The 19,679-nt window shown below is 70.5% G+C and carries 21 protein-coding genes and 1 pseudogene; 6 read left to right on the forward strand and 16 right to left on the reverse strand.

The annotated features are described in order from the left end of the window. Nucleotides 1-4: 4 nt before the first annotated feature. Nucleotides 5-679 carry a cation efflux transmembrane domain-containing protein gene (locus JOM49_RS24990; protein WP_209666667.1) on the reverse strand — a complete coding sequence of 225 codons (675 nt, stop codon included), beginning with the start codon at nucleotides 677-679 and terminating at the stop codon, nucleotides 5-7. Then, nucleotides 679-996: a Cd(II)/Pb(II)-sensing metalloregulatory transcriptional regulator CmtR gene (gene cmtR, locus JOM49_RS24995; RefSeq protein ID WP_209666668.1), complete on the reverse strand. Its 318-nt coding sequence runs from the start codon at nucleotides 994-996 to the stop codon at nucleotides 679-681. The genes JOM49_RS24990 and cmtR overlap by 1 nt, the downstream gene beginning before the upstream one ends. A 120-nt stretch (nucleotides 997-1,116) precedes the next feature. Between cmtR and JOM49_RS25000 the strand changes: the two genes are divergently transcribed. Beyond that, the gene (locus JOM49_RS25000) at nucleotides 1,117-1,338 is read left to right on the forward strand and encodes a hypothetical protein (protein WP_209666669.1); all 222 of its coding nucleotides are present in this window, start codon (nucleotides 1,117-1,119) and stop codon (nucleotides 1,336-1,338) included. A gap of 3 nt (nucleotides 1,339-1,341) precedes the next feature. Here JOM49_RS25000 and JOM49_RS25005 read toward each other — a convergent pair whose 3' ends face one another. Continuing rightward, the gene (locus JOM49_RS25005) at nucleotides 1,342-1,989 is read right to left on the reverse strand and encodes a hypothetical protein (protein ID WP_209666670.1); all 648 of its coding nucleotides are present in this window, start codon (nucleotides 1,987-1,989) and stop codon (nucleotides 1,342-1,344) included. A gap of 290 nt (nucleotides 1,990-2,279) precedes the next feature. On the opposite strand from JOM49_RS25005, the gene JOM49_RS25010 reads away from it, so the two are divergent. Both JOM49_RS25010 and JOM49_RS25015 read left to right on the forward strand, forming a co-directional pair. Beyond that, on the forward strand, nucleotides 2,280-2,972 hold the full coding sequence (locus JOM49_RS25010; protein ID WP_209666671.1) for a glycoside hydrolase family 12 protein: 693 nt from the start codon (nucleotides 2,280-2,282) through the stop codon (nucleotides 2,970-2,972). A 74-nt stretch (nucleotides 2,973-3,046) separates the two neighbouring features. After that, nucleotides 3,047-3,634: a TIGR03086 family metal-binding protein gene (locus JOM49_RS25015; protein WP_209666672.1), complete on the forward strand. Its 588-nt coding sequence runs from the start codon at nucleotides 3,047-3,049 to the stop codon at nucleotides 3,632-3,634. 63 nt (nucleotides 3,635-3,697) lie between these two features. Here JOM49_RS25015 and JOM49_RS25020 read toward each other — a convergent pair whose 3' ends face one another. From JOM49_RS25020 to JOM49_RS25030, 3 genes are all read right to left on the reverse strand, one after another. Next, complete coding sequence (locus tag JOM49_RS25020) at nucleotides 3,698-4,948, reverse strand: RNA polymerase sigma factor (RefSeq protein WP_209666673.1); 1,251 nt, start codon at nucleotides 4,946-4,948, stop codon at nucleotides 3,698-3,700. Continuing rightward, nucleotides 4,945-5,319: a YciI family protein gene (locus tag JOM49_RS25025; protein ID WP_209666674.1), complete on the reverse strand. Its 375-nt coding sequence runs from the start codon at nucleotides 5,317-5,319 to the stop codon at nucleotides 4,945-4,947. Before JOM49_RS25025 ends, JOM49_RS25020 begins: the two co-directional genes overlap by 4 nt. Nucleotides 5,320-5,414: 95 nt before the next feature. Next, nucleotides 5,415-7,574, reverse strand: coding sequence for a 2Fe-2S iron-sulfur cluster-binding protein (locus JOM49_RS25030; protein ID WP_209666675.1), 2,160 nt, complete (start codon nucleotides 7,572-7,574; stop codon nucleotides 5,415-5,417). A gap of 67 nt (nucleotides 7,575-7,641) precedes the next feature. On the opposite strand from JOM49_RS25030, the gene JOM49_RS25035 reads away from it, so the two are divergent. After that, nucleotides 7,642-8,262 carry a TetR/AcrR family transcriptional regulator gene (locus JOM49_RS25035; RefSeq protein WP_209666676.1) on the forward strand — a complete coding sequence of 207 codons (621 nt, stop codon included), beginning with the start codon at nucleotides 7,642-7,644 and terminating at the stop codon, nucleotides 8,260-8,262. A gap of 6 nt (nucleotides 8,263-8,268) precedes the next feature. Here JOM49_RS25035 and JOM49_RS25040 read toward each other — a convergent pair whose 3' ends face one another. Beyond that, entirely contained in the window at nucleotides 8,269-8,823 is a 555-nt protein-coding gene (locus JOM49_RS25040) for a hypothetical protein (RefSeq protein WP_209666677.1), read from the reverse strand. A gap of 128 nt (nucleotides 8,824-8,951) precedes the next feature. Here JOM49_RS25040 and JOM49_RS25045 point away from each other — a divergent pair, with 128 nt between their 5' ends. Further along, complete coding sequence (locus JOM49_RS25045; RefSeq protein WP_209666678.1) at nucleotides 8,952-9,518, forward strand: TetR/AcrR family transcriptional regulator; 567 nt, start codon at nucleotides 8,952-8,954, stop codon at nucleotides 9,516-9,518. 75 nt (nucleotides 9,519-9,593) lie between these two features. Here JOM49_RS25045 and JOM49_RS25050 read toward each other — a convergent pair whose 3' ends face one another. The 9 genes and pseudogenes from JOM49_RS25050 to JOM49_RS25090 all read right to left on the reverse strand — a co-directional run bounded on the left by JOM49_RS25050 (nucleotide 9,594) and on the right by JOM49_RS25090 (nucleotide 18,484). Further along, nucleotides 9,594-9,905 (reverse strand): DUF1048 domain-containing protein, encoded by a 312-nt coding sequence (locus JOM49_RS25050; RefSeq protein WP_209666679.1) that lies wholly within the window; start codon nucleotides 9,903-9,905, stop codon nucleotides 9,594-9,596. 1 nt (nucleotide 9,906) lies between these two features. Beyond that, nucleotides 9,907-10,263, reverse strand: a complete 357-nt coding sequence (locus tag JOM49_RS25055) for a DUF1048 domain-containing protein (RefSeq protein ID WP_209666680.1) — start codon at nucleotides 10,261-10,263, stop codon at nucleotides 9,907-9,909. Further along, a complete protein-coding gene (locus JOM49_RS25060) occupies nucleotides 10,260-10,586 on the reverse strand; it encodes a PadR family transcriptional regulator (protein WP_209666681.1) in 327 nt (108 codons plus the stop codon). The genes JOM49_RS25055 and JOM49_RS25060 overlap by 4 nt, the downstream gene beginning before the upstream one ends. A 28-nt stretch (nucleotides 10,587-10,614) precedes the next feature. Beyond that, nucleotides 10,615-11,853, reverse strand: coding sequence for a serine hydrolase domain-containing protein (locus JOM49_RS25065; RefSeq protein ID WP_209666682.1), 1,239 nt, complete (start codon nucleotides 11,851-11,853; stop codon nucleotides 10,615-10,617). A 41-nt stretch (nucleotides 11,854-11,894) separates the two neighbouring features. Continuing rightward, nucleotides 11,895-12,656 carry an ABC transporter permease gene (locus JOM49_RS25070; protein ID WP_209666683.1) on the reverse strand — a complete coding sequence of 254 codons (762 nt, stop codon included), beginning with the start codon at nucleotides 12,654-12,656 and terminating at the stop codon, nucleotides 11,895-11,897. A gap of 10 nt (nucleotides 12,657-12,666) precedes the next feature. Further along, a complete protein-coding gene (locus JOM49_RS25075) occupies nucleotides 12,667-13,440 on the reverse strand; it encodes an ABC transporter ATP-binding protein (RefSeq protein ID WP_209666684.1) in 774 nt (257 codons plus the stop codon). A gap of 106 nt (nucleotides 13,441-13,546) precedes the next feature. Further along, entirely contained in the window at nucleotides 13,547-14,446 is a 900-nt protein-coding gene (locus JOM49_RS25080; RefSeq protein ID WP_209671568.1) for a sugar phosphate isomerase/epimerase family protein, read from the reverse strand. Next, nucleotides 14,420-16,284: pseudogene (locus tag JOM49_RS25085) on the reverse strand (bifunctional sugar phosphate isomerase/epimerase/4-hydroxyphenylpyruvate dioxygenase family protein); the annotation flags it as partial. The gene JOM49_RS25080 and the pseudogene JOM49_RS25085, both read right to left, overlap by 27 nt. Before the next feature lie 94 nt (nucleotides 16,285-16,378). Beyond that, a complete protein-coding gene (locus tag JOM49_RS25090; RefSeq protein ID WP_209666685.1) occupies nucleotides 16,379-18,484 on the reverse strand; it encodes an outer membrane protein assembly factor BamB family protein in 2,106 nt (701 codons plus the stop codon). A gap of 138 nt (nucleotides 18,485-18,622) precedes the next feature. Here JOM49_RS25090 and JOM49_RS25095 point away from each other — a divergent pair, with 138 nt between their 5' ends. Further along, the gene (locus JOM49_RS25095) at nucleotides 18,623-19,591 is read left to right on the forward strand and encodes a ThuA domain-containing protein (protein WP_209666686.1); all 969 of its coding nucleotides are present in this window, start codon (nucleotides 18,623-18,625) and stop codon (nucleotides 19,589-19,591) included. Nucleotides 19,592-19,679 lie beyond the last annotated feature (88 nt).

A 19,679-nucleotide genomic window follows, 5' to 3' on the forward strand; every position in this document is an offset into this window, starting at 1 on the left:
CGCTTCAGCAGCAGTGCTTTCCGCGCCAGGCTTCACGGCCTTCCTTGACCGCGACGGCGGCGATGACCAGCGCGACGAGCGGATCGGCCCAGTACCAGCCGAAGAGGCTGTTGAGGAGCAGGCCGACGAGCAGCACGCCGGAGAGATAGGTGCAGAGCAGCGTCTGCTTGGAGTCGGCGACGGCGCTGGCCGAGCCGAGTTCACGCCCGGCCCGGCGTTGGGCGTGGGACAGGAACGGCATGACCGCCAGGGAAACCGCGGCCAGCACGATGCCGACGGTGGAGTGCTCGGCGGGGTCGGCGCCGAACAGCGTGCGAACGGCTTCGACGGTGACGTAGGCCGCGAGGGCGAAGAAGGACACCGCGATGACCTTCAGCGCGGTGCGCTCGCGGGCCTCCGGGTCGCTTCCGGAGAACTGCCAGGCGACCGCGGTGGCGGAGGCGACTTCGATGACGGAGTCCAGGCCGAAGCCGATCAACGCGGTGGACGAGGCGATCGTACCCGCGGAGATGGCGACGATCGCCTCGATGACGTTGTAGGTGATCGTCGCGGCGACCAGCAGCCGGACCCGGCGCGTGAGCACCGCCCGGCGGATGCCGTCCACAGTGGACTCGGGCGCGCAACAGCCGTCGGTGCAGTGACTCGTGCTGACGGGCAAGGGGAGTTCGCGGTCGTTCATCACGGCGTCCGGCAGGGCTCGTCGGGGTCGACCGCGAGTACGACCTGCACCAGTTCGCGGAGCGCGCGGGCGAGGTGTTCGTCGGCCAGCGCGTAGCGGACCTGCCTGCCTTCGTAGGTGGCCACGACCAGGCCGCAGCCACGCAGGCAGGCCAGGTGGTTGGACACGTTGGACCGGCTGAGACCCAGTTGGTGCGCCAGCTTCCCGGGATAGCTCACGCCGTCGAGCAGGGCGATGAGGATCTTGCAGCGGGTGGGGTCGGCCAGCGCGCGGCCCAGCCGGGCGAGCGCGGCACCCCGTGTCTCACACGTCAGCACCCGTCGAACAGTACATCAGCCGCTGAATCAAATGGCGGTCAGTGGGTCGAACGGACCACACCGCCGGTCCGCCGATCCGCTAGGTTCGGGCGGAAAGCGGTTCGACGGGGGAGTGGCGGCATGAGCGGTATCGGCAAGTGGAACCTGGGGATCGGCGCCCTCCTGTTCGGGGCGGCGGTGGTGTGCTCGGTGCTGGACCTGATCCCGGCCGCGGTGATCCTCGGGGTCCTGGGCCTGCTCGGGCTCGTCATCGCGGGCTACGACGTGATCGAAAACTGGGCGGAGCGGGCGGAACTGCGTCGCCGTGGGGCGCGGGCCCGCCGGGAGAGCCAGAACCGCTGACCGTCACTCCGGTCCCGGTCCGCCCCGGCCGGTCCGGCTGCCCGCATAGGCGGATTCCCGCAGGTGGGCGAGCCACCGCGGAGCCATCTCGACACCGTCCGGATGGTTCCGCATCGGGTCGAAGGCGGGCGCCGGCCCGTCCGCGGCGACGCGGTCCAAGGTCAACCTCGCCGCCGTCCGCCAGGCACCGGTGCCGCGCGCGGTGTAGAGGATGTACTGCAGCGGGCCGTCTTCGAGCAGTCGCCGAACCGAGTCCAGTGAGGCACCACCCGGGTTGTCCCGCCGATCGGCCCTGGCGCCCAGCCAGATCGCCTCGCCGTCGTTCCGGTACGGCGTCAGGCTGCTGAACCGCGCCTCGGTCCACGAACCGGACGGCCACGGCAGGAAACGCGGGCGGGAACTGGTCAGCGTGAGGTCCCACACCGGCTCGCCGTGCAACCGGAGCGCGAGCCCCAGCGCGTCGGGCACGTCACCGGGGGTGCCGACCCCCTTCGACAACCGGGCGGTGACCGTCCGCGTACCGGCGGGCAGTGGCAGTTCACCACCGTCGAACGGGGTCAGCTCACCGGTGAGCAGCAGGCCTCGGGGGTGGAAGGCACGCGCGTGCCTGGCCGAAGCCAGCACGCGGAACAGCTTCGCGGTGATCGCCATGCGAGGGGGATGCCCCGCCGGGGCGCGGGGTATTCCTCCGGCGCCGCGGAGAGCCCCGGTGCGTACCGGCGATGTCCGGCCGGCCGGACATCGGTGCTACGCCGAACGACGGGTTGCCGGTCGGCCGGGCGCAGGTCGAAAAGGGGAATGGGGCGACGCGCATTGCCCGGCGGAACAATGGCGCCCTATCGTGGATCGACCCCGTGGTGATCAGTCGGCCGGGTGTCGAAATGGTTGTCGAAGCGCTTCGACAGTCAATTCGACCGGCCGCAGCGACAAAGGAGTCGTCCATGTTCAAAATCATGCGTGCAGCGATCCCCGCACTCGTAGTGGCCCTGACGTTGGGCGGTCTGCCGTCACCGGCGCTGGCGGCGGCCTGGAGTTCCTCGGACCGTTGGGGCACCTGGGAAAACGGCGGTTACACGCTCTACAACAACATCTGGGGCGAAGGTGGCGGCCCGCAGACCATTTGGGCCGACTCGTACAGCAATTGGGGAGTCTGGGCCAACCACCCGAATACCGGCGGGGTCAAGTCCTATCCGAACGCCACCCGGCAGGTGAACCGGCGGCTCAGTTCGCTGAGCAGCGTGTCGAGCACCTTCAACGTCACCGTGCCCGGCTCCGGCGCCTACACCAGCACCTACGACATCTGGGCCGACGACCACGCCTACGAGATCATGCTGTGGGTCAACCAGACCGGTCCCATCGGGCCGATCGGCTCGTTCCAGGGGGACGTCTCCGTCGGCGGGCACGACTGGTCCGTCTACCGCGGTTCCAACGGCTCGGCCCAGGTCTTCTCCTTCCTCCGCCGCTCGGACACCAACGCCGGCACGATCGACATCCTGGCCGTGATGAACTGGATCCGCGCCCGCGGCTGGTTCGGCGACGTCACCCTGAGCCGGGCGCAGTTCGGGTACGAGATCACCTCGTCCAGCGGCGGCCTGGACTTCCGCACCAACAACTTCTCGGTGAACTATTCCTGACCACCGTGTCGAGATCGTGGCGCGCCGGACGTCCTTGGAGGGCAACTGGACCACGACGGGAGAAGAGGTACCTGATGGACACGATGCAGGCGTACCGGCTGGCGCAGGACGAGTTCGACGCCGTGCTGGCCGCGGTGCCGGCCGGCCGCTGGGACGAGCCATCGGCCTGCGCGGAGTGGACGGTGCGTGACGTCGCCGGGCACGTCATCTGGGGACAGCGCCAGATGCGGGCGTGGGCGACGGGGGAGGAGTACACCGAGCGGGCGGGGGCGCCGGGCGCACCGCACCCGGCGGACCTGGCCGGGGACGACCCGCTGGCGACCTGGCGAGCGGCCAGGGAAGCCACGGTGGCGGCGCTGACCGAGGCCGCGCTGGAGCGGACGACCTCGATCTCCGGGCTCGGCGAGGTGCCGCTGCGGGCGGTGGTCACGCTCCTGCTCACCGATCACCTGGTGCACACCTGGGACATCGGGCACCCGCTCGGCCTGGCCGTGCGGCTCGACCCGGCGCTGGTGCGGGTGGCGTTCGACTGGGCGAAGGCCAACGTGGTGCGGCGGCCGGGCTTCTTCGGCCCGGAAATCACCCCGCCCGCCGATGCCGACGAGCAGACCCGGATGCTGGCCTTCCTCGGGCGCACGACTCGGCAACCGCTGACCGCCTGAGCACGGCGAAAGGTGGGCCGCCGGTGACCGGCGGCCCACCCGCCTAGTCCGAAGTGGACAGTGTCAGCCGGTCTCCGGGGTGTCGAGGGCGAGCAGGCGGCCCGCGAGGAACCGGCGGTCGGCGGGGTTGCGGGCGAGCTCGTGTGCCCGCCGGTACGCCGTGGCGGCTTCGTCGGTGCGCCCGAGGCGCCGCAGCAGGTCGGCGCGGGCCGCGTGCCTGAGGTGGTAGTGGTCGAGCCCGTCGATCCGGTCGATCAGCGCCAGGCCGCGCGCCGGATCGGTGGCCATGGCGACGGCGACCGCGTGGTTCAGCGCGACCACGGGAGTGGGCGCCACCGCGAGCAGTTCGCCGTAGAGCGCCGCGATGCGGTCCCAGTCGGTCCGGTCGGCGGACGGGGCTTGCGCGTGCACGGCGGCGATCGTGGCCTGCAACTGGTACGGGCCCATCCGGCCGTGGCGAAGCGCGCGGCCCAGCAGCCCGATCCCTTCGACGATCTGGGCGCGATCCCACTGGCCGCGGTCCTGGTCTTCCAGCAGCACCACGTCCCCGGCGTCGTCGTACCTGGCGGCGTCGCGGGCGTCGTGCAGCAGTAGCAACGCCACCAGCCCGAAGGCTTCGGGTTCGTCGGGCATCAACGTGGCTATCAGGCGGGCGAGCCGGATCGCCTCCGCTCGCAGCAGGTGGTGCTCGGAACTGCCGCGCTCGGCGGTGTAGCCCTGGGTGAAGATCAGGTAGACGACGGTGAGGACCCCGGCGAGCCGTTCGGGCAGCAGGTGGTCGGCGGGGACGGCCAGGCTGATGCCCGCGTCCCGGATCTTGTGCTTCGCCCGGACCAGCCGCTGCGCCAGGGTCGTCTCGCTGACCAGGAACGCGCGGGCGATCTGCCCGGCGGTCAGCCCGACGACGGCCTGCAGCGTCAGCGCCACCCGCGCCTGCTCGGCCAACGCGGGATGGCAGCAGGTGAAGAGCAGGCTCAGCCGCTCGTCGCCGACGCTGAGCAAGCGCTGTTCCCCGGGATCGCTCATCGTCGTCACCCAGCCCGATGCCGGTTCGCCCTCGGCCCGTTCCTTGTCCCGGCCGCGTCGCGCGCGGCGGATCCGGTCGACCGCCTTGTTGCGTGCCGTGGTCAGCAGCCAGGCCACCGGGTCGTCGGGCACGCCCGTGCCCCAGCGCTGCAACGCCGTCGCGCAGGCGTCGTGCAGCGCGTCCTCGGCGAGCTCGAAGTCGCCGAGCAGGCGGACGAGCGCGGCGAGGATGCGTGCTCGGGACTCGCGGTAGACCCGTGCGACCGCGAGTTCCGGCGGCTCGGTCACGCGTTCCCGGCTGGCGTGTTGTCGACGGCGGGCATGGACTCGATCGGCCGGACCTCGATCGCACCCTGCTCGGCCATCGGGCACAGCGCCGCCAGCTCCAAGGCTTCGTCGAGGTTCCGGCAGTCGAGGATGTAGTAGCCGCCGAGGTGTTCGTGGGTCTCCACGAACGGCCCGTCGGTGATCAGCGTCCGCCCGTCGCGGACGCTGACCGTGGTGGCGGTGTTGTCCCCGTGCAGCGCGTCCCCGCCCACCAGCGCGCCCCGGCGGCGGCACTCGTCGGCGAAGGCGTTCACCCTGGTCAGCGCGTCGGCGAACCCCGGGTCCTCGGGTGCGGGACGGCCACAGTTGTAGATCATCAGCAGGTAACGCATGGTGCTCTCCTCGCTCGGTGCGCGCTCGGTCACCACAAGGACGAACGGACCACGCGCATCTCGACATGTCGTGGATGGATTCAACCCGCCCGCCGTCACGGATCGGCGATGTCCAGGGTGACCTTGGACAGGGGGCAGCCCACGCAGGCCAGGACGTAGCCGTCGGCCCTCTGCTGAGGGGTCAGGCAGTTCGGCTCGGTCATCGCGACCTCCCCGCCGCGTAGTTTCACCCGGCAGTCCCCGCAGTTGCCGACCGTGCACGAGTACGGCATCTCCAGGCCCGCCGCGAGCCCGGCGTCGAGGAGCGTCTGGCCGGGCTCGACCACCACGGAGCCGACCTCGCGCGTTCCGTCCTCGACGATCATCTGCTGCGGCGTGGTCGCGGTGGTGGCCGTGCCCACCCCGCTGGTGTAGCGCTCGTGGTGCACGCGGTCGTCCGGCACCCCTCGCTCGGTCAGGACGCCTCGGACCGTGTCCATCAGCGCCTCGGGCCCGCACAGGTAGTACCGGGCGTCTTCCGGCGGCCGCAGGTCGGAGAGCCAGCCATGCACCTTTGCGGCGTCGAGCCGTCCGTGCTCCCGCGTCAGGACGTGCGTGACCGACAGCCGCCCGGGATTCTCCTTCTCCAGCCGGGAGAGCTCGTCGGCGAAGATGACCTCATCCGGGCCGCGGTTGCTGTAGAGCAGGGAGATCCGGGCGGACGCCGGTGCGGCCAGCAGGGTGCGGATCACGCTCATCATCGGGGTGATCCCGCTGCCCGCGGCGACCAGGACGACCTCGTGCGCCGCGGCCGGGTCGGCGTGGAAGGACCCGGAGGGGCCACGCAGCGACAGCCGGTCCCCGGCGCGCAGTTCGCGGTGGATGTGGGCGGAGAACCGGCCGCCGTCGACCCGCTTGACCGTGACCTCCAGTCGTGGTGCCCCGGGCGCCGACGACGCGGAGTACGCGCGCCGCACCGGCCGGCCGTCGATGTCCGCGACCAGGGTGAAGAACTGCCCTGGCCGGAAGTCGAAGGAAGCCGGGCGTTCGGCGTCTTCGAGGACGAGGGTGACCGCGCTGGGTGTTTCCCGCCGCACCTCGGCGATCCGCACCTCCCGCAACGGGTTCTCCACGGCGACGGGCCGCCCGGCTCGCGGTGAGCCGATCTCGACCTGCTCGTAGCCCTCCTTCCGCAGCCCGGAGCGGTAGGCGCGGTTGATCGCCACCCGGAGCACCCGGCCGATCCCGGGGATGCCCGTGACCACCTTGAGCACGCGGGTGAGCGGGCCGCCCTCGGCGTCGGCCAGGTTCGCGGCGAGGTGGTCCCCGGCCAGCGCCATCAGGTCCGGCACCGTGCCGCGCTCGAGGTGCGTGGTCCACACCCGGGAGCGCGTGACGGCGTCGTTCGCGGTGACCTCGGCGTGTTCGACGTCGATGAGCAGCGCCGCGTGCGGGGGAGTCCCGCGCAACGCCATCGTCTCCAGCAGCGCCGGGTCGTCGGTGATCGTGCCGCGCCCGCGGCCGTGGAGCACCCCGGTCCGGCCGGGGACGAGGGCGGCGAAGGAGAGCCGGTCGTCCTTGAGCAGGTTGTGGAGGCTGTCCGCGCGTTTGTTGCCCTTGCGGTCGGGGAGGACGAGCGTCCGGCCGTCGAGGATCCGCGCGACGGCCGGGCGGTCTCCGCGCGGACTGGTGTCACCGCCGCCTGAGTCGTCCCAAGTGGACAGAGTGAGGAACGGTGCGGCGGCGAGGAACTCCGCGACGCCGGGTCCGCGCAGCGGGCCCTCGCCCTCGATCGCGGGCGGCGGACCAGCGGGGACCGGTGGCTGCCACAGGCGTGAGCGGATCACCGCCTGCGCGCAGTGCACATACGCCTCCTGGACGTCGACGAACGTCTCGGCGCCCTTCCGCTTGGCCACGGAACCGTTGAGCCGCAACGTTTCCCCCACGCCCGGCAGGAGGAAGACGAACGACACCGGACCGTGCGCCTCGCCGTCGGGCAGGGTGAACGAGATCCGCGTCGGCGAGTGGACGCGCACGAACCCCGGTGTGCCGCCGACGAACGTCGTGCGGCTGGTGCCCTCGGCGTCGCGGTAGCCGAAGCCCGCGAGCGGGCAGTGCGCCAGGACGGTCCGGCAGCCCTCGTCGAGGGCGCTGATCTGCTTCAGCATGATCATCGACGGTGGCTGCCCCAGGGCCGCCTCGATCTCGCCGGCCGTCGTCAAGCGGTGGACCGTGCTCACCCGCGTCGCGCCCGGCGTTTCGTTCTCGCAGCTCATGACACTATTGTGAGCATTAGCTCAGGTATCTGGCTACTCGCTTTTGCCGCCTTCGAGGAGGGCCACCATGTCCCCGGCCGACCGCCGCTTGGAGCCACGTCGCAAGCCCCGGCAGGTGCGTGCCGAGCTCACGCGCGAGCGCATCCTCACCGCGGCTGCTCACGTTTTCGCCGAGCACGGCTACGCCGCGGGCACCACCAACCGCATCGCCGAGCGCGCCCGCATCTCCATTGGCTCGCTGTACCAGTACTTCCCGAACAAGGACGCCATCCTCGCCGAGTTGCTGGTCCAGCACATCGACCGCGGCGCCTGGACCGGGGCCGACGAGCTGGACCTCTCACCAGGGACGCTGGAGGCGGCGGTCCGCGCGATCATCCGCGACGCCATCGACAACCACAGCGACGACCCCCGGCTGCTCCGGGTGATGATCGAGGAGGCGCCGGTCTCCCAGGACCTGCTCGACACGATCGACCGGCACCAGGAGCTGCGCACGGCCCAGGTCCGCGAGGTCCTCGCCCGGCACCCCGACGTCCACGTGGGCGACCTCGGCGCCGCCGCGGAACTCATCCTGTTCACCGTGGAGATGAACACGCACAAGTTCATGGCCACCCCGCGGAACTTCCCGGTCGAGACGTTCGAGGACGAGCTGGTCGCCATGGTGACCAGGTACCTGCGCGGGGACCGGTAGCGAGGGTCAGGCCTTCGTGCCGGCCCGGCCGAGGCGCAGCGCCGAGACGAGGAAGAAGACGCCGCCGAGCGTGGCGTACCCGGCGAGGGTGGTCAGCGACGCGCCGTCCTGGGTGGCTTGCAGGATGAACGAGGTCCCGGCGACGGCGGAGATGGCGCCGCTGACGATCATCGGCCAGTGCCCGTCCAGATGGCGGCGGAGCACGCCGACGGTGAGCTGGATGAGGCCCGACACGATGGCCCAGGCACCCCACACGCGCAGCACCGCCGGGATCCCGGACGAGGCGGCGAGTGCCAGGCCGAGGGCGGCCGCGCCGCTGATCGCGATGTTGGCGTACAGGCCCGGCGCCGACCTGGTCGCCTTGGCCGAGCGGGCGTCGAGGACGGCGGCGACCACGTCGAACACGGGGTAGAGCACCAGCAGCGTGGCGCTGACCGGGCCCAGGCTCGACGCGGTCACGAACAGCAGGCCGGCCCAGACGAGCGCGAAACCGAAGCGGGCGAAGTAGAGCCGCCGCAGGGCGGGAGCGAGGGTGGCGGGGGAGGCGGCAACGGTGGTCACGGGGAACCCTCTCTAGGGAGAAAGAACGATCGGTATAGCCGTCACAGTGGCAGCGGTCTCGTCCGCTGTCAAGACCGATCGTTCTTTCTGCTAGGGTCGCCGCCAGACCGCAGAACACGGAGGTGCAGGTGTCCGAAGCGCGAGCACGGCTGCTCGGGACCGCCACCCGGCTCTTCTACGCCGAGGGGCTCCACGCCGTGGGGATCGAGCGGATCGTCGCGGAGGCGAAGGTGACCCGCGCGACCTTGTACCGGCACTTCCCGGGCAAGGATGAGCTGGTCGTCGCGTACTTGCAGGCGGTCGACCAGGCCGTCCGCGACCGGGCCGCCGAAGCCCTCGGCAGCGGCAAGCCGGCGGCCGACGTCCTGCGAGCCATCGCCCAGTCGATCGCCGAGGACATCCAGTCGCCCGGGTTCCGCGGCTGCGCCTTCCTCAACGCCGTGGCCGAGTATCCGGACCCGGAGCACCCCGTGCACCAGGCCGTCCTCGCGCACCGCCAGTGGTTCCTCACCACCATCACCGACCTGCTCGCCCAGACCGGGGAGACGCCGCCCGAGCCCGCGGGCCGTCACTTCGTCATGCTGCGAGACGGCGCGATGGCCGCGGGCTGCCTGTCCGACCCGACGGTGGTCCGCGAAACGTTCCTCGACGGCGTCGAAGGAATCCTGCGGTTCCGCGCCGCCTCCGGGCAGTGAAGGGCTTCAGCGAAACCTGGTGCCCGCCGTCGGGACTTCGCCCAGCGGCTTTTCCGCGTCGCGGAAAGCGCGAAGTCATGACCGCCGGGATTCGGCTTCCTGGTAGATCTCCGCGTAGGTGCGTGAATCCTTGATCAGGTCGTCGCAGAACGCGGCGACGTCGTCGCCGATGAGTTCCAGTACTCCCTTACCGGACGCGGCGCCCTCTTCGAAGAAGTCGACGATCCCCGAGAGCAGGGTTCCCTCGACGAGGTCCACCGGCCCGACCTTGAAGAAGTACTTCTGGCTTTCCTTGTAGACGATCTGGTAGTCCGGCGGGAGCGCCTTGACCCGCGCGAGGTGCGCCCGCCACTGCTTCTTGCCCTCGATGATGTCCTGGATGCCCATGTCAGCCTCCCAGCCGGTGCAGTTTCCTGGCGACGTTCCGGTTCAGCTGCCGTCGCCACCGATCGCGATAGGTCCGGGCGCCTTCTCCGCCGGCCAGTGCCGCGCAGAAGCCCTGGACGTCGTCCCCCAGCACCTCGTCGATGCTCTGCCCGTCGGCCGCTGTCTGTTCGAGCAGCCCCAGCGCGCCGTCCATGATCGGCATCAGGTTCCGGCCGGTGAAATCGCCGTAGGGGAAAAGGTGCGCCTTGATCTGTTCCCACGCCGCCCGGTGGTCGGCGGGCAACGCCTGCGCCCGGACTTCGAACGCTTTCCACTCCCTGGTGAGATCGTTCCCGGTGATGGTCTCCCAGAAGTTCATTCCCCGCCCTCCCTGAGCTTGTTGATGCGTGCGGTGATGTATTCCCATTTCGCCCAGAACGTGGCGAGTTCTTCGCGTCCCGCGTCGTTCAGCGCGTAGAACTTGCGCGGTGGGCCCACCCCGGACGGTCGTTTCGTCACCTGGACGAACCCGTTGCGCTCCAGTCGCAGCAGGATGGTGTAGACCGTCCCCTCGACGACGTCGGCGAAACCGAGTTCGTTCAGCCGGCGGGTGATGGCGTACCCGTAGGTCTCCTCGCTGCCGATGATGTGCAGCACGCAGCCCTCGAGCGTGCCCTTCAGCATCTCCGTCAGATCATCCATCCCGCGATCCTCCCGGTACGGGCTCCGCTCAGCCGAGGCAGGCCCGGACAGCCTCGGCCAGGTTCGCCGCCCGCGGGTCGTCGGGCCGGTAGTTCCAGAGGTTGGTGACGTAGCCGAAGCCGAGCTCGGCGTCGGGATCGGCGAAGGCGATCGAGCCGCCGGATCCCGGGTGACCGAACGATGACGGCCCGGCCATCGGCACCGGTGGGCAGGCTCGCCAGAACCCGAGTGACATGTTGAAGGAGCGGTGCGGTGGGACGTCCAGGCCCGGCGGCAGCGCGTGCATCCGGGTCTCGCTGGTCTGGACGGCGGACATCGTTTCGACGGTGGCCGGGGTGAGCAGCCGCACGCCGTCGACGTCGCTGACCGTGGCGGCGTACATCCGGGCCAGCGATCGTGCGTCCGAGATCATGTTCGCGGCCGGGAACTCGGCCGCGCGCCAGGCCCGGGTCCGGAAATAGCCGGTCGAGGGGTCCATGGCGCCGCCGAGCACGCCCGCGAGGGCCTGGATCGAACCCGGGCTCCACATGGACTCGACCCAGGCGGTGACCGTGTCCGCGTCGAGCCCGGTCATCTTGATCATCCCCGCGGTCAGTTCCTCCACGGTGAACGGAGCGGCGTCCTCGAACCGCGACAACTGGGGCTCCTGGTCCTCGGGCAGCCCGATCCAGGCGCGCAACCCGAGCGGGCCGGCCACCTCGTCGGCGAAGAACCCGCCGAGTGACTTCCCGGTGATCCGGCGGACGACCTCGCCGACCAGGAACCCGTAGGTGACGGCGTGGTAGACGTGCTCGGTGCCCGGTTGCCACAGTGGTTTCTGCACCTCGAGCGCGCGGATGACCGGGTCCCAGTCGCACGCCTCCTCGAAGGTCAGGGGTCCGTCGACGATCGGCAGCCCGGCCTGGTGGGACAGCAGCCAGCGCACCAGGATCTCCTCCTTGCCCGCCGCGCCGAATTCCGGCCAGTACCGGACCACGGGTGCGTCGAGGTCCAGTTCACCGCGCTGCACCAGCAGGTGCGCGCAGATGGCGGCCGCGCCCTTGGTCGTGGAGGCGACCTGGACGATGGTGTTCTCACGCCACGGCTGGTTGCTCTCACGATCCGCGAGGCCGTCCCACAGGTCGACCACCGGACGGCCGCCGACGTAGACGCTGCACGCCGCGCCGAGCTCACCGGGGTCCCCGTCGAAGTTCGCGCGGAAGGCGTCGGCGACCTTCCCCCACCCCGGCTCCACACCGTTGAGGCGCTGTGCCGTTTCGTTCGTCATGCTGGAGTCCTTTCCGGACAGTCGGGACGGTCGCGAGGCGACTAGGAGATCTTGCGGCGGTAGCTGAGTACGGCGAAGACATAGGCGACGACGAGGATGCCGGCGCACCAGGCGAGGGCGACCCAGATGCCGGTGCCGACCGGTCGCTGCGCGAACAGGTCGCGGATGGCGTTGACGATGGAGGTCACCGGCTGGTGCTCGGCGAAGGCACGCACCGGGCCGGGCATGGTGGCGGTGGGGACGAACGCCGAACTGAGGAACGGCAGGAAGATGAGCGGGTAGGAGAACGCGCTCCCGCCTTCCGCCGACTTCGCGCCGAGCCCGGCGACGACGGCGATCCACGTCAGCGCCAGGGTGAACAGCAGCAGGATGCCGGTGACCGCGAGCCAGGCGAGCACCCCGGCGCCCGAGCGGAACCCCATCAGCAGGGCGACGCCCACGACGATCACGAGCGAGACCAGGTTGGCGACCACCGAGGTCACCACGTGTGCCCACAGCACGCCCGACCGGGCGATCGGCAGGGACTGGAAGCGCTCGAAGATCCCGCTCTTCAGGTCGGTGAAGAGCCGGAGCGCGGTGTAGGCCACGCCCGAGGCGACGGTGATCAGCAGGATGCCGGGCAGCATGTAGTTCACGTACGACGCCGAGTCCGTGGCGATCGCGCCGCCGAAGACGTAGACGAACATCAGCATCATGGCGATCGGCGTGACGACGGTGGTGATGATGGTGTCCGGGCTGCGGGTGATGTGGCGCAGTGACCGTCCGAGCAGGACGGAGGTGTCGCCCCAAACATGTGTGCTCATCGTCGTTTCCCTACTTTTCCGTGCGGCCGTCGCCGACGATGGAGAAGAACACGTCCTCGAGGGTCGGCTGCTTCTCGACGTATTCGACCTTGGCGGCCGGGAGCAGTTGCTTGAGCTCGGCGAGGGAGCCGTCCACGATGATCCGTCCTTCGTGGAGGATCGCGATCCGGTCGGCGAGCTGCTCGGCCTCCTCCAGGTACTGGGTGGTGAGCAGCACCGTCGTGCCCTGCCCGGCGAGTTCCCTGACCGCCTGCCACACCTCGGCGCGGGCCTGGGGATCGAGCCCGGTGGTCGGTTCGTCCAGGAAGATCACGGACGGATTCCCGATGAGGCTCATGGCGATGTCCAGGCGGCGGCGCATCCCGCCGGAGTAGGTCGAGACCCGCCGCGCGGCCGCGTCGGTCAGCGAGAAGCGTTCCAGCAGCGCGTCGGCGATCTCACCCGGGCGTTCCTGGTGCCGCAACCGGGCGATGAGCACCAGGTTTTCCCGCCCGCTGAGGATTTCGTCGACCGCGGCGAACTGGCCGGTGAGGCTGATCGCCTCCCGCACGTTCGCCGGATGGGTGACGACGTCGAAACCGCCGACGCTGGCCGTTCCCGCGTCCGCTTTGAGCAAAGTGGACAGGATCCGCACGACGGTGGTCTTGCCTGCCCCGTTGGAGCCGAGCAGGGCGAAGATGCTGCCTCGCGCCACGTCGAACTCGACCCCGCGCAACACCTGCAGATCCCCGTAGGACTTCTCCAGGTCCCGCACCTGGATCGCCTGGACGAGCTGTGTGGACATCAGGATGCCTTATTTCTGCCGGTGCCCCCGGCGAGCTATACAGTGTCACTAGGTACCGGTAGATAGTAACACTAGCTAGTGGCGAGGCGTCAACCGTCGCGGACGGTCAGCGCGCCGGGCGCAGTGCCGTGCCGAGGTGCCGCCGGGTCGAGGTGATCGCCCGGCGGAGGCTTTCCTTCTCGCCCACCTGGGCCGTCAAGCTGGCGCGGGGGATCTCCAGCGCGTAGGGGATGCCGGGCGGCAGTGCGGCGAGGATGCCGGTCACGTCGATACCGCCCTCACCGGGGAACAGGCGCTCGTAACGAGCTGTGTGGATCAAACCCTCCACTGTGGACGGTATACGGGCCGGGGCGTCGCAGACGTGGGCGAAGTGGAACCATTCGCGCGGGAGCCGGGCGAGTTCGCCGATGCTCGATCGCGAGCGGGCGAAGTGCAGCAGGTCGATCAGCATCCCGGCGTTCGGACGGCCGGCCGCGTGCAGGACATGGGCCGCTTCGGTGAGATCCGGGGTTTCGGTCCACGACGGGAATTCGAGGTCCGCCGACAGACCCAGTGGTGCCGCCAGGTCGCAGAGCTGCGCGAAGTGCTCGATCTTGCGGTCGCGGTCAGTGTCGGGGAGCTGGGTGATGACGTGCCGGGCACCCAGCTCGGCGCCGGTCTCCAGCAGCCGGAGGAAGCGCTTCGGATCGTCGTGGGGGCCGATCCTCGCCAGTTCCACGTCCAGCACTCGAATGCCGGTGGCGGCCAGTGCGCTCTTGGTCCGCTTCAGCAGTGCGGGATCCGTCGCGATCGGGTAGTGCGGTTCGTCCGGGGTCACCCTGGCGAGCCGGAGCCCGACGTAACGGTAACCGGCTTCGGCGGCGGCCTCGATGAGTTCGGGCGGGGACAGGGTGAGGGCTGACAGATGCGCCACCGAGTAGTCGTGCGCGGAGAAGTCCTCGCGCACCGAGGCGGGCTGGGGGATCACCGTTTTCGTGACCAGGCGGCGTCGGCGTTGCGCGGCCATGCGGATCGGCGCGGTGGCCGCGGCGCCGTAGCCCGCGTAGCCGTCGATCCGTTGCACCACCTCGAAGAACACCCGGGAGCCGAGCACCTCGGTGCAGACGTGGAGGTATTCGCCGTGCTCGTCGCGGTCGTACAGGATCGACAGTTCGCGCAGGGGCGCGCTCAACTCCGGTGGCAGCTCGAGGCGGGCGTCGAGGTCGTCGTAGTAGTTGCCCGGGAGGTCCAGCAACGGCGCGCCCATCGCCCGGAGCGCCCGTGCGCTCGCGATGACGTCGGTCGAGGTGAACGCGATGTGCTGGGGTTCCGGCACCGCGGGCGCCCACTCGCCGCGGCGGAAGAGGGCCGCGTTCAGCGTCAGGCGCACCCGGTGGCCGGGGTCGGTCGCGGCCCGGCTGCGGATGAGGCCGAAGGGGGCCGCCAGCTCCATCGCGGGCTGGGTCCGCAGGCCGAGCACCGCCCGGTAGAACAGCGCCGCCTGGTCGAAGTCGTCGAACGGCTCGGTGAGCGAGACGTGGTCGATGCCCGCCAGCAGCCCGGCGGTACCGGGCCCGGCACCGGTCGGGTCGAAGTCGGCGAGCCAGTCGTTGCCCGGATCGCCGGTGCGGCAGAAGAAGACCGTGGTCCCGTCGGGAGCGGCGACCGAGTACAGCTCCGCCTCCTGAGGCTGCCTGCGGCGGGACAGGACAGGCGCGAGCAGGCGCTCGGCCCGTGTCGCGGACGCGGCCGGATCGGCGCTTTCCACGGCCAGCGCCGACAGTTCCGCGGTGCCGGGCGCGGCGGCCACACGGGGAGTGGCGTTGAGGAGTACGCGCGCGTCGCCCTGCTGCCACAATTGCACCGGCTTCGAGCGGTGTCGCCCGACGTGCGTGAACCCGAAGGCCGTCAGCGTGCGCTCGAAGACCGGGCCCGACACGTCGTCCACGGCCAGTTCGGTGAACACGTGCCCGGCCAGCGCGGGTGCTGCGGGCAGGTCCGGCGGGACGAACCGGTCGCCCAGCGACTCCCGCAGCGCGACGAGCGAGCGCATGGCGTCCGTCGCGGACCGGCGGGGGTCGGCCTGGCGGAACACGTCGTTGGACACTTCGAGGGCGAGCGGGCCCCGGTACCCGATGGCGAGCACCGCCCGGGCGAACTCCGCGAGGGCGAACGAGCCCTGACCGGGGAAGAGCCGGTGGTGGTGGCTCCACTGCGCGGTGTCCATGGACAGCCGTGGCGCGTCGGCCAGTTGCAGCGCGAACACCTTGGTGCCCGGGATGACCCGGACCGCGGTCAGGTCCGCGTCCCCGGCGAGCACGTGGAAACTGTCCAGGCACAGGCCGAGCGCCGGGTGGCCGGCGCGGCGCACGATCCGCCACGCGTGGGCGTAGGTGCGGACGAACCGGGCCCACGCGACGGCTTCGTAGGCGATGCGGAGACCGCGGGCGGCGGCCCGGCTCGCCAGCAGGTGGAGCTGTTCGGTCGCGAGATCGTCGTCGTCCACCGCGTCGGGGGACAGCGACGAGCAGAGCAGCAGGGTTTCGGTGCCGAGCTGCTCGAGCACGTCGAACTTGCGTTCCGCGCGCCGCAGGTTCGCGGCGAGCACGTCCGGCGGAACGGCTTCGAAGTCGTGGAACGGCTGGTACAGATCGATCGTGAGGCCGAGGTCGGCACAGCGCTGCCGCACCTCGCGCGGTGACCACGGTGCCGCGAGCAGTCCGCCTCGACGATCTCGACGCCGTCGAACCCGGCCGCGGCCGCGGCGATCAGCTTGTCCTCGAGCGTGCCGGACAGGCACACGGTGGCGATGCTCAGTGCCGGGGCGGCTTCGGGGGAGCGGCCGGTGTCGTCACGCGGTGCCATGTCGCACTCCTCGGTGAGGGCAACGATGTGGTGCGAACGAACTAGATAGTTACTTATACGCCGACGACCCGGCGCCGAACACCCCCGGATCCCGTCAGACGACTTCGATCTTGCCGGTCGAACGGGGGCTCGCCGGGTCGTTGAAGAAGTACTCGCCCTTCGCGGTGAACGTGTGGGTGTGCGACTCACCCGGAGCGAGGCGCACGTCGAAAAGCCCTTCGAAGAACTGGGTCGCGCCCCGGGTGCCCGCGTTGCCCGCGTGGTTGGTGAACGTGACGGCCGTGCCCACCGGGACCCGCAGGTGGGTCGGGGCCATGGCGTTGACCGCGGTCGACTCGGTGGCGCCGATCGCGCCGGTCGCCGGATCGTAGGTGCGCCCGATGATCACCGTGTCCCGCACCGCGCTGCCGTCGACCGGGGCGCCGGACACCGGTCTGCGGGCGACCGGGGGCGGCGGGACCGGTGCGGGAGCGACCCGGCCGCCGAGCTTGAACGCCCAGAGGAAGTCGCCGCGCGGGGCCGAGTTGCCGTACGGGATGCCGGTGCCGCCGGCGTAGACCGCCACGTACTGCTCACCGTCCACTTCGTACAGGATGGGACTGCTGCTGATCGCCGCACCGCACTGGAACCGCCACAGCTCGCGGCCGTTGTCCGCGTCGAGGCAGAGCAGGTAGCCGTCGGGTTGGCCGATGAACAACAGCCCGCCCGCGCTGGTGAGGATTCCGTTGCCGTGCGCGAGGGAGTACGGCATCCGCTTCTTCCACCGCACCTGGTTGGTGCGCACGTCGACGGCGACGATCCCGCCGGTCTGGTACTCGCCGGGCGGGCGCAGGCCGTTGCTCGATTCGGTGAGCGAGTGGGCGGCGGCCACGTAACCGAACCCGGTGTAGACGCAGCCGGTGCGGTGGCTGAACGACTGGTGGCTCCAGTCGGCGCCGCCGCCGTGCCCGGGGATCGACAGGACGGGCACGTCCCAGTGCGGGGTGAACAGCGAGCCGCGGGCGTAGTGGGGGACCGCGCGGTTGGGGTCGCCGGGGATCGCGGTGCCCAGCGGCTGGTCGACGACCGTCGTCTCGGTCCACGGGCCCTGGCGGGGGAACGGCTGCGTCGGCCAGGTCTTCTGGCGCGGCTCCTGGGGGACCGGCCGTTCGTCGATGCCCAGCGGCGCCGAGCCGTTCTCCCGGTCGAGGATGTAGTACATGCCGGTCTTGCTGCCGTAGATCACCACCTTGCGGGGACGGCCGTGGATCCGCACGTCCGCGAGCACGGGCGCCATTACGTTGTCCATGTCCCAGATGTCGTGGTGGACGGACTGGAAGTGCCAGCGGTATTCGCCGGTGGCCAGGTCGATGGCGACGAGTGAATTGGCGAACAGGTTCATCCCGCCGCGTTCCGAACCGTCCTGGGACGACCGGCTGCCGCGTGCGTTGCCGAAGGTCCAGTACGCCAGGCCGAGGTCGGGGTCGATCGCGGGGTGAATCCACGGGGTGGCGCCGCCTTCGGCCCAGGATTCGCCTTCCCAGGTGTCGTTGCCGAACTCGCCCGGTCCCGGGATGCCCCAGAAGTGCCACAGGAGTTCCCCGGTGTCCGCGTCGACCGCGAGCCCGGCGCCGCGGTCGCCGTCGGCGGTGCTGAGGTAGAGGCGTCCTTCGTGGTGAACGATGGCCACCTTCTCCAGCGAGCCGTACTCGGTGATCTGCTTCTCCCACGCGACCGCGCCGGTTTCCCGGTCCAGCGCGACGATCCAGCTGCCGTTGGCGTGTGTGAAGACCTTGCCGTCACCGACCGCGACACCGCGGCGGGTCAGCGTGCCGCGGGTCTGCCGGTAGACCCACTTGGTGACGCCGGTCCGGCCGTCCACGGCGAACACGTTGCCCGGCGCGGACTCGATGTAGAGCACGCCGTCGACCGCGACCGCGGTGCTCTGGTTCGTGCCGGTGGTGAGGCCGCCTTCGATCCGGTTGACCCAGGCCGCGCCGAGCTTGCGCACATTGCCGCGGTGGAGATCGTCGAGCGCGGAGTAGTTCTGGTTGCCCAGGTTGCCGCCGACCTTCGGGAAGTCGCGGCCGCCGGGGGTGGTGGCGATGGGCGGCCGGTGGCCCGCCGGGTCCGCCGCCGCGGGTGCGCCGGACAGCGCGCCCACGCCGATCGCGGCGGCGGCCGCGCCTTTGAAGAACTCCCTGCGCTGGATCTCCGCCATGCCGCGCTACCTCCGTCAGGTCCGCCTGGTGGACCATGTGGACTGTGAGATGGTTCAGCGTAAGCTCGGCACGTCGTGCTTCACAAGACCGGCATGGTTTCTTCGGTCCGCGTCGCGGACCCGGCGAAAGGTCAGGACGTGCACAGACGAGTAGCGATGACGGTGACCGCGATCGTGAGCGCCGCGGTGGCGGTGGCGGCCACCGTCCTGGCGGTCGGCGGACCGGCGGCGGCGAACAACGGGGACCGGCCGGGGGCGAGGGAACTGGGGGAGCCGGACTACGGCGTGTGCCGGGGCGTGCGGCCGCAGTGCTACCACGACTGGGGCAATTTCGACCTGTCGCAAGGGATCCGCGTGCTGGTCTACTCGCGGACGGCGGGTCCCCGGCACGCGAACCTCGGCCCGGCTCTCGCACCCGGCCTCAACCCGCCGCTGGTCGACGGCAACGTGGCGCAACAGGGGTTGGTCCGATTGGGTCAGGAGAACGGATTCGCCGTCGACTGGACCGAGGACGTCACGCAGCTCTCGTCGGCCGGGCGCCTCTTCCCCTACCACGCGGTGATCTTCCTGAGCACCACGCGGGACACGCTCGACGACGCCGCGCAGACCGCGCTGCGGCAGTACATCCGCGGGGGTGGCGGGTTCGTCGGCATCCACAACGCGTTCGGCACCGAGTACAACTGGCCGTGGTACGAAGGCCTGCTGGGCAACGCGAACTACTACGACCACGGCCCGTACCAGCCGGGGACGGTACGGACCGTCAGCCGCAAGGACGTGTCCACCAAGGATCTTCCTGGCCGGTGGCAGTTCGCCGACGAGTGGTACAACCTGGTCCCCTTCCCGAGCGAGGTGCGGGTGCTGGCCGAGGTCGAGGAGTCTTCGCTGGCCCAGGGCGTACGCGGGGGCAGCGGCCACCCGGGCCACGGCGACCACCACCCGGTGGCCTGGTGCCAGTACTACGACGGTGGCCGCTCCTGGGTCACCACTCTCGGCCACGACGGCAGCGCCTTCACCGGCACGTCCACAGTGGACGGTTCAGCTCACTTCCGCGCACTGCTCGCCGGGGGCATCCGCTCCGCCGCCGGCGCCGCCCCCTTCTGCCGCTAGCCCGCACTCGCCGGGCGAATGCTATGAGTGGGGCATTACTTGCATTGAACGCAAGTAATGCCCCACTCATAGCATTCATCGGGCCGGG

Source organism: Amycolatopsis magusensis (assembly GCF_017875555.1).
In the GTDB taxonomy this organism is placed as follows: domain Bacteria; phylum Actinomycetota; class Actinomycetes; order Mycobacteriales; family Pseudonocardiaceae; genus Amycolatopsis; species Amycolatopsis magusensis.

Coding starts and splice junctions, on each gene's coding strand:
- JOM49_RS24990 (WP_209666667.1), bottom strand. CDS start 679: ATGAACGACCGCGAACTCCCCTTGCCCGTCAGCACGAGTCACTGCACC.
- JOM49_RS25000 (WP_209666669.1), top strand. CDS start 1,117: ATGAGCGGTATCGGCAAGTGGAACCTGGGGATCGGCGCCCTCCTGTTC.
- JOM49_RS25005 (WP_209666670.1), bottom strand. CDS start 1,989: ATGGCGATCACCGCGAAGCTGTTCCGCGTGCTGGCTTCGGCCAGGCAC.
- JOM49_RS25010 (WP_209666671.1), top strand. CDS start 2,280: ATGTTCAAAATCATGCGTGCAGCGATCCCCGCACTCGTAGTGGCCCTG.
- JOM49_RS25015 (WP_209666672.1), top strand. CDS start 3,047: ATGGACACGATGCAGGCGTACCGGCTGGCGCAGGACGAGTTCGACGCC.
- JOM49_RS25025 (WP_209666674.1), bottom strand. CDS start 5,319: ATGCGTTACCTGCTGATGATCTACAACTGTGGCCGTCCCGCACCCGAG.
- JOM49_RS25030 (WP_209666675.1), bottom strand. CDS start 7,574: ATGAGCTGCGAGAACGAAACGCCGGGCGCGACGCGGGTGAGCACGGTC.
- JOM49_RS25035 (WP_209666676.1), top strand. CDS start 7,642: ATGTCCCCGGCCGACCGCCGCTTGGAGCCACGTCGCAAGCCCCGGCAG.
- JOM49_RS25050 (WP_209666679.1), bottom strand. CDS start 9,905: ATGGGCATCCAGGACATCATCGAGGGCAAGAAGCAGTGGCGGGCGCAC.
- JOM49_RS25055 (WP_209666680.1), bottom strand. CDS start 10,263: ATGAACTTCTGGGAGACCATCACCGGGAACGATCTCACCAGGGAGTGG.
- JOM49_RS25060 (WP_209666681.1), bottom strand. CDS start 10,586: ATGGATGATCTGACGGAGATGCTGAAGGGCACGCTCGAGGGCTGCGTG.
- JOM49_RS25065 (WP_209666682.1), bottom strand. CDS start 11,853: ATGACGAACGAAACGGCACAGCGCCTCAACGGTGTGGAGCCGGGGTGG.
- JOM49_RS25070 (WP_209666683.1), bottom strand. CDS start 12,656: ATGAGCACACATGTTTGGGGCGACACCTCCGTCCTGCTCGGACGGTCA.
- JOM49_RS25075 (WP_209666684.1), bottom strand. CDS start 13,440: ATGTCCACACAGCTCGTCCAGGCGATCCAGGTGCGGGACCTGGAGAAG.
- JOM49_RS25080 (WP_209671568.1), bottom strand. CDS start 14,446: ATGGCCGCGCAACGCCGACGCCGCCTGGTCACGAAAACGGTGATCCCC.
- JOM49_RS25090 (WP_209666685.1), bottom strand. CDS start 18,484: ATGGCGGAGATCCAGCGCAGGGAGTTCTTCAAAGGCGCGGCCGCCGCC.